This is a genomic window from Candidatus Baltobacteraceae bacterium (assembly GCA_036488875.1).
Lineage (GTDB): Bacteria > Vulcanimicrobiota > Vulcanimicrobiia > Vulcanimicrobiales > Vulcanimicrobiaceae > JAFAHZ01.
In genome coordinates this window covers 381,253-393,139 of the sequence record DASXGW010000004.1, presented here as the reverse complement: position 1 = coordinate 393,139, position 11,887 = coordinate 381,253, and the positions used below count along the sequence as shown (strand labels likewise).

Sequence of the window (11,887 nt, the reverse complement as noted above, 5' to 3'; positions counted from 1 at the left end):
TGCGCCCACTAATACTTCCATCCATGCGCGTACGGACGATCGCCGCCTTGGTCTGCGCGATACTTTTCGCGGCGTGCGCGAAATCGCAACAAGCAGCCGAGAGCCCCTCGGCGGCTCCAACTGTCGCTCCCACCGCATCACCGCTCGAATCCGCATCGCCGCTCGAGTCCGCGCCTCCGACGGCGTCGCCGTCGCCGGAACCGACGATGCCGACGCCGCCTCCGGGTTTGCCGCCCGGGTGGTCGGATCAGTCGGAGCGCGCCGTCAACGGTCGCGAAGCCGCTTTACTCGTCCGTACCGGTTCGATCGATAATCTCGGATTCGGCTGGCCGCCGCACTTCACGCCGTTCTCGGGCGAATCGACACCCGCGCATCCATGGCCCTGCCAGGTGCGTCCCGGCGCCGCACCGGGAACCGATCGCATCATGCTGGGCAGCGGCGTTCCGGTCGGTCCCGACGGCGTTGCCAAGTCTCCGCTCGAGGGTTACTCGGGTTGCGCTAAACGTCCCGACGACTTGCCAGTGCCGATCGTGCTTCAAATCGGCTCGCTGCCCGCGAACGTTCACAGCATCTTTTTGCAAGTCTTCGTCGACGATTTCCAACCGGTTCCAATGCACTCGCGCTTCCAGGTAACGCTCAACGGCACGCGCATTCCCACGTTCGAAGACACCATCAATCAACTCGATCAGACCGGCCCGATCGGAAAGCTGCTCACCTTGCAGCTGCTGCCGGAATACTGGCCGATCGTAAAATCGGGCACGGTCAATCTGCTTTTCGACGATCCCACCACGGGTAAGGCCGACGGTTACGCGGTCGATTTCGCGCGTATCCTCGTCAATCCGAAACCGTGGCGCTACGCGGTAACGATCTCGTGCAACGTCATCGACGCGGCCGATCAAAAGCCGATCGCACGCGCCGACGTCGAGGCGGCCGGCGTTACGGCGCGCACCGATGCATCGGGACATTGCGCGCTGCGCAACGTGCCCGCCGGTTTAGTTTCCGTCAGCGCGAACGCCGTCGGTTACGACGGCGCCGTGCAGCTTCTCGATCTGCCCGCCGGGAAACTCGGCACGGCCGATTTCCAGCTCAAGCGTCATAAGGAAACCGTTGCCGATCTCAAAAAGCAGATTCAAGAAAACGGCAGCGTCGCGATCTACGGCATTCATTTCGACACGGCGTCGGCCAAGATTCGTCCCGACAGCCTGCCGTCGCTCAATCGGATACTGGAGCTCGTGAGGAGCAGTCCGGGATCGCGTTGGATCATCGCCGGCCATACCGACAATCAAGGCGGTGCGGATTATAACATGGGTCTTTCTTTGGCCCGCGCACGCTCGGTGGTGGCATGGCTCGTGCAGCACGGCGTCTCCGCAGGCGACCTGACCGCGAAGGGGTACGGCCTGACGCGTCCGATCGCCGATAACTCTACCGAGGCGGGCCGCGCGCTCAACCGCCGAGTCGAGGTAGCCATTCAGAAATAATGCTCGATCAACTGCCGCCGGAAGAAAAAAAGAAGACACCGGGCAGGGGGTTCTTTTTGGTACTCGGCGTCGTTACCGTTATCGCGCTGGCGATCGTCTGGGCGTTCAACTCGCACTAGCGCGCTAAAAATACACGTACGGGTTGAAGTTCGCCGACGCGCCGAACGGGTTGGGAACGAGCCAGAGCGACAGGTCCCAGCAGCGCGGATGAAACGAAAACCACTGTAACTCCGCGTTGGCCGGCAGCAATCCGACGCCGCGCAGCGCGTCGCTCGTCACGGGATCGATTTCGGCGAACCTCGGCTGCGCGTCGGCTTGGGTTAACACCGTTTGTCCGTCGAGAAAGTACGCAACGTGCACGTGCGCGTAGACGACCGACCAGCGCATGCGCCGCACCGGGAAGAGATCGCGCCCCGGCGGATTCATCGGAAACTGCGAAATCGGCAGTTCGTAATCCGCGCCGGCGAGCCGGCCGTTACGGTCGTACCATAAGAAGTTTGGGTGCATCGGATCGACGCCGTCGAACGTGTGATTGAAGTAGACGGCGGTGCCGTCCCAACCCAGGTAGGTCATCTGGGAGAAACCCGCCGATTGCGCGCGATCGACGGTACCGTACCTGGCCATCAGCACCGGACGCACCCGGTCGACGAACGCCCTTGCGTCGCTTTCCGCGTTTGCGTCGTGGTATTCGATCGAGAGCCACACCAGCACGGCCAACGCAACCCCGATAATAGCGAGGAACGCGCGTCGGGGGGTCAGGGCCGTCCGTAACGTCAACTGGGCGGGCAGTGCATCGGCTATCTTGTTAGCCGGCGACCGCCCGCCCCCTTGCGCTTAACGGTGTTTAGGTGGTCGGATTACCCTCGCAGAACCACGCGGTTCGCGATGAAGGTTCCGTTGCTGTAGTAGCCGAGGAGCGCTACGCGCTCGCCCTGCTGCGGCGTCGCGCCGTTAGGAAAGATCGTCGTGCCGTTCTTGAGGTCGACCGTTTGAACGGCGCCGTTACGGCGTTGGATGGTGAGTCGATAAGGAGAAAATCCCGTAACGATGCCGAGCATCACGTGATGTTTGTCATAACGGTTCTGGTCCCAATCCGGCTGCCACGTCGTGTACGGCGGGACGTATTGCGGACCTTCGCCGTACGGATATCCCTGCGCGGACGCAGGACCGCCGGTAAAGCCCATACCAATCGTCGCCGCGAATGCCGCAGCTGTTATGAACGTTCGTGTGATGAGTTTCATATGATTCTGAGTACCCTGCACCCTTGCTTGCCGAAACGAGCGGTAACGGATTTTTAATGGTACAATACCAACCATGCGTACGTTTGTGACCGTGGCGTTTTTGGCCGTCGCGATTCTCGCGCTTCCCGCATCGGCTGCGGATACCGCAACGCTTCAGAGCAACGTGCGAGCGGCACTTCGCTCGGCGAAATCGTTCGTCGTCGACGTGAAGATTAAACCGATGCCGGTCGCGCCGTTAGGCGCGTCGCTCGAATGGACGGTCGTCGCACCGAATCGTTTCCGGCAAGTCACGCACGGCGATCCCAGCGGCGACGACGATACGATTATCATCGGCCGCGACGTTTACGGCAACAAGCACGGCGCGTGGGACGTGCAGACCTGGGACGACCATCTCGTCACGGGTTTTGAAGAAGGCGTCTTCGACGTGCGGATCGTTTCCGCCGGCGACGGCACCTTCGTCATGCACGACGCGCTCGGACGCAGCGAGAGCGATACCCTCTCGTGCACGTACGATAAGGCCACGTATCGGCCGCTGACCTGCGCCAACGCCGGAAAGACCGTCACGTACGGGCGTTACGACGACCCATCCGTGACGATCCCGGCGCCGGCGCACGCCAAACGCGTCGACCAGTAATTATCGAGCCGCGGCTTCGGCGCTCGCGGTAGTCGCCTGCAGTTTCGCGATCGAAGATTTCGCGAGAGCCTGCATCTCGTTCCACACGTCGTACTGCGCCTGCGTCGGCTTGTCGTAGGCCAAATCGATGTCGGCGTTGAGATACGCCAGGTGGTCGCGCAACTTCGTTTCGTAGAGCAGCGCGCCTTCCGACGACTTCTGCTTGAACTGCACGAGGTTGGCGATCTGCTCGTCGAGCGATGCGAGCAGCGCTTTATTTCCCCCGCGACGCTCGAGCTTATCGCGCGCGGTTAACGCGGCGTTGACCGAACGGTCGAGCTCGTCGAGTTGCGCCACGATCTTCTGCTGCAGCGCGAGACGGTCTTCGAGCGCGCCGGCCGCGACCTTGATGCGCGGATCGAGCGCGACGTCGAACGCCGCCGACGTCTTGTCGCCGCCGTAGTCGAGCGTGACGGTGTACTTGCCCGGCGCGACGGCGGGTCCGTCGACGCCGTCTTCCTCACCACCGGCGGCCACCGGCGGCTCGTAACCGCGTACTTCGGTTGCCGGCGTGTAGCGCAGATCCCACTGGAAGCGATTGGGGCCGCCCGAGATGCCGGTATGCACGTTTTCTTGGATGGCTTGACGCTCGGTGGGTTCGTACGCGGCCGTCGGATGTTCGAAATCCTTGGGCAGCTTCGTCTTCTCGTGCAGCTCGAAGCGGCGCACGACGTTACCGTTGGCGTCGGCAAACGTCAGCGTGACCTGCGTCTTGCCGTCGTACGATTTCGGAACGTTGAAGAACACGGTCGCGCCGAACGGCGGATTCGCGCCCGCGCCCGTCCGCGGGAACGCCGGACCGCCGTACGCATTGGTGAGCCATGCGGATTGCGGCGCGAAGACCTGCGCTCCGCCGGATCCGGCAGCCCCCGACGACTTCTGCAGCTGCTCGAGCAGCGACAGATCGTCGAGGATCCAGAACGCACGGCCGTGCGTGGCGATTGCGACGCCGCCTTGACGCGTATCGATCGCGATGTCGCGCACTTGCACCTTCGGAAGGTTGAGCGTGAGATTCTGCCAGTGCGCGCCGCCGTCGAAGCTCGTGTAGACCGTGCTCTTGGTGCCGAGGAACATCAAGCCGGCGTCGTTGGGATCTTGGCGAATAACGAACGCGTATTGATCGCTCGGCACGCCCGAGTCGATCCCCGCCCAGTGCGCGCCGTAGTCGCTGGTCTTGTAAACGTACGGATGGAAATCGTCCCACATGTACCGCGACGCGGTGAGATACGCCGTGCCCTTGTCGACGTGGGACGGCTCGATCGAGCTGATCTGCGTCCACTTCGGCAGCCCTTCCGGCGTTATCGTTTTCCAGTTCGTCCCGTGATCGGTGGTGACGTGCACGAGCCCGTCAGCCGAGCCGGCCCAGATCACGTTGCCGTCGAGCGGCGACACGGCGAGCGCCGAAATATCGGGAAAGACTTCGGCGCTGGTTTGATCGAGATCGACCGGACCGCCGGTGGGCCCTTCCGTGGCTTTATCGTTGCGCGTGAGATCGGGACTGATCGTCTTCCACGTCTGGCCGTAATCGTCGCTGACCTGCACGTATTGCGAAGCGAGCAACAGCTCTTTGGGATTCGCCGGCGAGAAGAGAATGGGATGCGTCCAGCTCCAGCGATACCGCATCTCTTCGGACGTACCGCCTTCTTTATAGTACGGATACGGTGAGACGCTGCGATACTCTCCCGTCGTCGCGTCGTATTGCAGGAAGATCGAGAAGTATCCGCTGCCGTACGTCACGTTCGGATTGCCGGGCTGCGGGGCGACGAACGTGCTCTCGCCGTAGGCGGCCGGCTGCCAATCGTCGCTGGTGATGGCGCCCCCGAACGCCGCGCTCGGGCCCGAGATCGAGCCTTCGTCTTGCTGCGCGCCGTACACGCGGAACGGGAACTGATCGTCGATCGAGATGTGATAGAACTGACCCGTCGGCTGATTGCGCACCGGACTCCACGTCTTGCCGCCGTCGGTCGACACCGTCGCGCCGCCGTCGTTGCCTTCCAGCAAAATCTTGGGGTTGCGCGGATTGATCCAGACGATGTGATTGTCGCCGTGCGGCGGACGCAGTCCGCGGAACGTGACGCCGCCATCGGTGGATTTCCACACCGCGGCGACGTTGGGAACGAAGAGTGTGTTGGGATTGGTCGGATCGACGAAGATGGCCATGTAATAGAACGCGCGTTGGCGCAGCTCCATCTGATCGTTGACGCGTTTCCAGGTGGCGCCGCCGTCGTTGGAGCGGAAGATGCCGCCCTCTTTCGCCTGCACGATCGAATAGACGACGTTCGGATTGCTCGGCGCCAGCGCGACGCCGATCTTTCCGAGCACGCCTTCGGGATACCCCGGATTGTGCGTGAGATTCGTCCAGTGCGCGCCGCCGTCGGTGGTCTTGTAGAGACCGCTGCCGCGACCGCCGCTGACGAGCTTCCACGGCGAGCGGTTTTCCTGCCACATCGCCGCGTAGAGCGTCTGCGGATGCCGCGCGTCCATCGACAGCCAGACGCCGCCGGTGGCGTCGTCGACGTAAAGGATTTTCTTCCACGTCTTGCCGCCGTCGGTCGTCTTGAAGACGCCGCGCTCGGGGTTGTCTTTGAAGACGTGGCCCAGCGACGACGCGTACACGACATTTGCGTCGTGCGGATCGATCGCAATCGCGCTGATCGTGTGCGTGTCGCGCAAGCCGGCGTACTGCCACGTCTTGCCCGCGTCGCTCGAACGATAGATCCCGTCGCCGGTGACGAGCGTGCCGCGAATATCGGCCTCGCCCGTTCCGGCGTAGATCACGTTGGAGTTCGACGGTGCGACCGCGATCGCGCCGATGCTATTGCTGTCGCCGGGTAACGTGCCGTCGGAGATGTTGGCCCACGACAACCCATAGTTGGTGCTCTTCCAAATGCCGCCGTCGACGGCGCCCATGTAAAACAGGTCGGGCTCGCTCGGTACTCCGGTAACCGCGACGACGCGACCGCCGATATAGGGTCCGATGCTGCGCCAGGCCAGCTTATCGGTGAGCGTTTGCGACGGATCCGCCGCGCCGGCTGCCGCCGGGAGAAAGACGGTAAGAAGCAGTGCTACAATCCAACGATTCATACTAAAGGCGTTACCTCTTTAAAATGCGCGCGTCCTCGCGCGAGCCGCTCAAAAAAGGTTCAACGGCGATTACTTAGGTTTCCATAGTGGATTCCGGCAGGCTATTTTCGCGGAAAGCGGGTATGATTAAGACAAGCTTAAGGATTCTTAAGTGGGCTTATGGAGGGTCGCGTGCGAGCAGCGGCGGTACTTCTGGGCTTGAGCCTGGCCGCGTGCAGCGCGGGTCCGGGCACGCTTCCGCCTCCTCCAACCCCCGGTCTAAGCACGATTGCGGCCAGCCGCGCCATCGCCGAGTTCGCGATCGCGGGCGGCATCGACGCGGCACCGTTCACCGTGGTCGCCGGGCGCGACGGCTCGATGTGGTTCAGCGAGCAAGGTACCGGCGAAGTCGGGCGCATCGGCGTTCACGGCACCATCCGGCAGTATCGGCTTCCCACCCCCGGCTCCAACCCGCAGGGACTCTTCGTCGATCGCGACGGCAGCGTATACGTTGCCGAGCACGCCGGTCCGTACTTGGGCACGCACGTAGCGCGCATCTCACCCGGCGGCCACGTTACCGAGTGGAACGACGCCAACGCGGCGCCGATGGGCGTCGCGCGCGGCGCCGGCGGCTCGATCTGGTTCACGCAAAGCTGCGGCGGCCTCGGCCTGCTTTCGCACGGCAAGCTCAAACAATACGTCCTTCCCGGCATCACCGGCGAAAGCGCCGCGATCGTGCGCGCGCCCGACGGAACGGTGTGGTTTTCGCAAGACGGCAGCGCGCGCATCGGCCGCATCGACCGGTCGGGAAAGCTCACGACCTTCAACGGGCTCTACTACGAATCGAAATACAACGATATCGCCAGCGCGGTCGCGGCCGGCCCCGACGGCAACCTGTGGTGGACGGCATTCGAGAGCAATGCGATCTGGGCAACCGATTTGCGGGGACGCATCGTGCACGTCTATACGATTCCGACGCCGAATTCGCAGCCGTGGGGAATCGTGCGAGGACGCGACGGCGCGCTGTGGTTCACGGAGTGGGCCGGCAATAAGGTCGGTCGCGTGACGACCGCCGGCGCGTTCACCGAGTATCCGCTGCCGACGCCCGGCGCCAAGCCGCAAGGCATCGCGCGCGGCGGCGACGGCTCGATCTGGTTCGTCGAGTCGGCGGCCAATCGCATCGGCCGGATAGCGCCTTAACTTCCTCGAAGGTCAAGGTCGTGCGTGCGAAGATCCAGCTTCCGCAATGGATCCCTACGATGCTGCTCGTGCTGCTGGTGCCGATCATCGGGTATCTCGTCGTGTGGAACGTCGAACAGACGCGCCACGACCAAGACGCCGGCGCGCAAACCGATGCCGAGGCGCAGCTCATTGGATACATGCGCCAACAGTTCGACGCGCAGCACAAGCGGTTCGGCTTTCACTGGAGTATTGCGCGACGCGACACTCAGAGCGATCTCGTCTGCTACTGCGACGGAAAAGGATACGGCTGGTGGTACCAGGTGCAGATCGCGCCGGACGGCCAGTTCACGGCCACCCAGGTTGCCGATACGAGTGCGGCCTCGACCGTACCCCAACAACCGTCCCTGTTTCCAACGCCGCCCCATAATTAGGAAAGACCTTCGTGGTAAAACCAACCACGAAGGCCCTCCCGTTCGCGCAAGGCTCCTAGGGAGTGGAGCTTTCAAGAATATCGGCCAACCGCAGCGCGCTTACGCATCCCTTGATGAAGGCTTTGCCGCGGGATAAGGTATGCAAAGAATTGAACGGGGGCCTCGATGCTTCGCGTCGGTATTGACGTCGGGGGAACGTTCACGGATCTCGCCGCGATCGACGATCGCAACGGCGCGGTGCTGCGTTTGAAAGTTCCGTCGACGCCCAGCGCGCCCGAGCGCGCCGTGATCGCGGCGCTCGAGGAGCTGCTCGCCAAGGACTACACGAGCGCCGACGTCGCGTTCGTCGGTCACTCGACCACCATAGCGACCAACGCCCTGCTCGGCCAAATGGGGCTCGAGCTGCCGCGCGTCGCGCTGGTCACGACGCACGGATTTCGCGACGTCATCGAAATCGGCCGGCAGAATCGCAGCGCGGTGTACGATCTGTTCGTGCAGCGGCCGCGGCCGCTCGCCGCGCGCGCCGATCGCTTCACGGTCGTCGAACGTATCGACGCGGGCGGCAACGTGCTCGTCCCAATCGACGAACCGTCGCTCGCGCAGACCTGCGCGGCGCTCGCGGCGGACCGCCCCGATGCGGTGGCCGTCTGTCTGCTCAACTCATACGTCAACGACGCACACGAACGGCGCGTCGCCGAAGCGATCGCTGCGGCGATTCCCGGCGTTCCGATCACGCGCTCTGCCGCGGTCGATCCCGAGTATCGGGAGTACGAACGCTTCTCGACCGCCGTCGTCAACGCGGCGCTCGCACCGATCGTCGCGCGCTATTTGGAAAGTCTCTCGGAGCAGTTGCATCGACGCGGCGTCGCCGCAACGCCGTACGTGATGCGCAGCGACGGCGGCATGTCCTCGGCAACGCGCGTCGCCGCATCGCCCGCGGCGATGATTGAAAGCGGGCCGGCATCCGGCGTGATTGCCGCCGCCGCGTTGGCGACGGCGTCGGGCGACGGAAAACTCCTCGCCTTCGATATGGGCGGCACCACGGCCAAAGCGGGAACGATCGTCGACGGCAGCGTGCAGCTCGCTACGGAGTTCGAAGCGGCGGGAAGAACGCATAGCGGCCGCGCGATCAAGGGCAGCGGCTACCCGGTACGGTTTCCGTTCGTCGATCTGGCCGAAGTGAGCGCGGGCGGCGGGACGATCGCGTGGATCGACGAGGCGGGTTCGCTGCGCGTCGGTCCGCTCTCGGCGGGCGCCGATCCGGGTCCCGCGTGTTACGGGCGATCCGACAAGGCCACGGTCACCGACGCCAACGTCGTATTGGGACGATTACATCAAACGCACTTGCTCGGCGGTACGTTTCCGATCGACGCGTCGCGCTCGCGCGCGGCAATCGAAGCGCTCGCGAGCCGGCTCGAGTTGAGCGTCGAAGCAACGGCCGCCGGCATCGTCACGTTGATCGACGCCGAGATGGCCAAAGTGCTGCGCATCGTCACCGTCGAGCGCGGCGAGGATCCGCGCGAGTTTACGCTGGTCGCCTACGGCGGCGGCGGCCCGCTGCACGCGTGCGCGCTCGCACTCGAGCTGGGCATCGCACGCGTGCTCGTTCCGGCGCATCCCGGCATCTTTTCCGCGCAAGGCTTGCTGGTCGCCGGCGTGGCCGCGCACTTCGTCGAGCCCCTGCTCTGCGACATCGACGGCGCGTCGTTGGACGAGCTGGAAAAAACGTGTTCGTCGCTGGAGGCGCGCGGCCGCGAAGAACTGCTCGAACAAGGCGTCGACGCGGCGACGATCGAGTTCAGACGGACGTACGACGCTCGATACGCGGGCCAAAGCTTCGAACTCTCGATCCCGCACGCTGCCTCGCTCGACGACGTCGCCGCGCATTTCCATCGCGCGCATCGCGCCCGCTACGGCTATCACGTCCCCAACGAACGCATCGAACTCGTCAACGCACGCGTAACGGGAAGCGGAAAATTGCCTTCTGCAACGCATGTCATCCTGAGCGTAGCGCCCGAGGGGCGCGAAGTCGAAGGGCAGGCGCATCCCACCAACAGCGGCGTGAAGCGCCGTGTCTGGGTCGGGGACGCCTATGCGAACGTTCCGGTCTATCAACGCGACGCGCTCCAGCCGCAGAAGACCGTCGAGGGACCGGCGATCGTCGAGCAGTACGATGCGACCACGTACGTTCCGCCGCGCTGGAAGTGCGAGGTTCGCGAGACGCTGGTGCTGGTGCGAGCGTGATCGATCCGATTACCATCGAGGTTATCAAGAGCGCGCTCGTGTACGCGAGCGAAGAGATGGGCATTGCGGTGCGCAATAGCGCGTACTCGCCGAACATCAAGGAGCGGCTCGATCACTCGTGTGCGCTGTTCGATGCGCGAGCGCGCCTGATCGCGCAAGCGGAGCACATTCCCGTTCATCTCGGCTCGCTGCCGTGGGGTTTGCGACGGATGATCGAGACCATCGAGCAGCAGTACGGCGGCATGCGGCCCGGCGAGATGTGGGTCGCCAACGATCCGTACATCACCGGTACGCATCTCAACGACGTCACGGTCGTCCGCCCGGTGTTCTCCCACGGGATGCTGGTCGGTTACGCCGCCAACAAAGCGCACCATACCGACGTCGGCGGTGCGGCGCCGGGATCGATGCCGGCCGACGCGACCGATCTTTTCGCCGAGGGCGTGGTCGTTCCGCCGCTGCGGCTGCTCCAAGGCGACGAGCCCAACGCCGAAACCATCGCACTCTTTGCGTCGAATTCGCGGACGCCGGCCGCGCGCGGCGGGGACTTGCGCGCGCAGATCGCCGGCAACTACACCGGCGAACGGCGCCTGCTCGAGCTCTACGATCGCTACGGCCAGGTCACCGTCGACGCGGCCGTCGAACGCGCGCTGCGCGACAGCGAACGGCGCATGCGCTTCGCACTGCGCGCGCTTGGAACCGGCACGTTCAAGAGCGCGGATTTTCTGGAAGATCGCAACGGCGAACCGACTTTGCGCATCGCGCTGTCGCTGGAGCTGCGCGGCGACGGCAGCGTCCGTTTCGACTATACGGGCACCTCGCAACAAGTGCCGCTGCCGCTCAACGCCGTGCTGGGCGTGACGCTTTCGGGCGTGCATTACGCGCTGCGCGCGGTCACCGATCCCACGATTCCGATGAACGACGGCTGTTTCGTGCCCGTCGACGTCTTCGTCCCCGAAGGCACCTTGCTCAATCCGCATCGTCCCGCGGCCGTATCCGGCGGCAACGTCGAAACCAGCACGCGCAACGCCGACGTCGTGCTGCAGGCGCTCGCGCAAGCCGCGCCCGATCGCGTTCCGGCGTCGAGCGGGGGCACGATGAGCAACGTCATGCTCGGCGGCACGCGCGCCGACGGCACCGCGTGGGCGTTTTACGAGACGAACGGATGCGGCATGGGCGCGCGTCCCGGCGCCGACGGTCTCGACGGCATTCAGTGTCACATGACCAACACGCTCAACACGCCGATCGAAGCGATCGAACGCGACTATCCGCTGCGGGTCACACGCTACGAGTTTGCAACCGGAACCGGCGGCAGGGGCAAATATCGCGGGGGCGACGGATTGATTCGCGCGATCGAACTGACCGATGGCATAGCGCAAGCGTCGCTGCTGGCCGACCGGCACACGCTGCCGCCGCCCGGCCACAACGGCGGCGAACCCGGTGCGTGCGGACGCCATACGCTCGTTCGCAACGGGGCGGAAGCCGCGATCCCGGCTAAGACGACCTTGCCGCTGCAGCCGGGCGACGTGCTCGTCATCCAGACGCCGGGCGGCGGCGGATACGGCGCGGTGTAGCCGC

General features: G+C 64.3%; 9 protein-coding genes. 6 read left to right on the top strand and 3 right to left on the bottom strand.

Annotated elements, in window-relative coordinates; all coding sequences use genetic code 11:
- Positions 1–23: 23 nt before the first annotated feature.
- Positions 24–1,478, top strand: coding sequence for an OmpA family protein (locus VGG89_07375; GenBank protein ID HEY1976346.1), 1,455 nt, complete (start codon positions 24–26; stop codon positions 1,476–1,478).
- A 123-nt stretch (positions 1,479–1,601) separates the two neighbouring features.
- On the opposite strand, the gene VGG89_07370 is transcribed toward VGG89_07375, so the two are convergent.
- Positions 1,602–2,195 (bottom strand): hypothetical protein, encoded by a 594-nt coding sequence (locus VGG89_07370; protein HEY1976345.1) that lies wholly within the window; start codon positions 2,193–2,195, stop codon positions 1,602–1,604.
- Between the two features lie 140 nt (positions 2,196–2,335).
- On the bottom strand, positions 2,336–2,719 hold the full coding sequence (locus tag VGG89_07365; GenBank protein ID HEY1976344.1) for a hypothetical protein: 384 nt from the start codon (positions 2,717–2,719) through the stop codon (positions 2,336–2,338).
- 73 nt (positions 2,720–2,792) lie between these two features.
- Between VGG89_07365 and VGG89_07360 the strand changes: the two genes are divergently transcribed.
- Positions 2,793–3,353: a hypothetical protein gene (locus VGG89_07360; protein ID HEY1976343.1), complete on the top strand. Its 561-nt coding sequence runs from the start codon at positions 2,793–2,795 to the stop codon at positions 3,351–3,353.
- Here VGG89_07360 and VGG89_07355 read toward each other — a convergent pair whose 3' ends face one another.
- Entirely contained in the window at positions 3,354–6,476 is a 3,123-nt protein-coding gene (locus tag VGG89_07355) for a hypothetical protein (GenBank protein HEY1976342.1), read from the bottom strand.
- A gap of 171 nt (positions 6,477–6,647) precedes the next feature.
- Here VGG89_07355 and VGG89_07350 point away from each other — a divergent pair, with 171 nt between their 5' ends.
- The 4 genes from VGG89_07350 to VGG89_07335 all read left to right on the top strand — a co-directional run bounded on the left by VGG89_07350 (position 6,648) and on the right by VGG89_07335 (position 11,883).
- Positions 6,648–7,655 carry a hypothetical protein gene (locus VGG89_07350; protein HEY1976341.1) on the top strand — a complete coding sequence of 336 codons (1,008 nt, stop codon included), beginning with the start codon at positions 6,648–6,650 and terminating at the stop codon, positions 7,653–7,655.
- A gap of 20 nt (positions 7,656–7,675) precedes the next feature.
- Positions 7,676–8,068 (top strand): hypothetical protein, encoded by a 393-nt coding sequence (locus VGG89_07345; protein ID HEY1976340.1) that lies wholly within the window; start codon positions 7,676–7,678, stop codon positions 8,066–8,068.
- Between the two features lie 165 nt (positions 8,069–8,233).
- A complete protein-coding gene (locus VGG89_07340) occupies positions 8,234–10,312 on the top strand; it encodes a hydantoinase/oxoprolinase family protein (protein ID HEY1976339.1) in 2,079 nt (692 codons plus the stop codon).
- Positions 10,309–11,883, top strand: a complete 1,575-nt coding sequence (locus tag VGG89_07335; GenBank protein ID HEY1976338.1) for a hydantoinase B/oxoprolinase family protein — start codon at positions 10,309–10,311, stop codon at positions 11,881–11,883. The genes VGG89_07340 and VGG89_07335 overlap by 4 nt, the downstream gene beginning before the upstream one ends.
- Positions 11,884–11,887 lie beyond the last annotated feature (4 nt).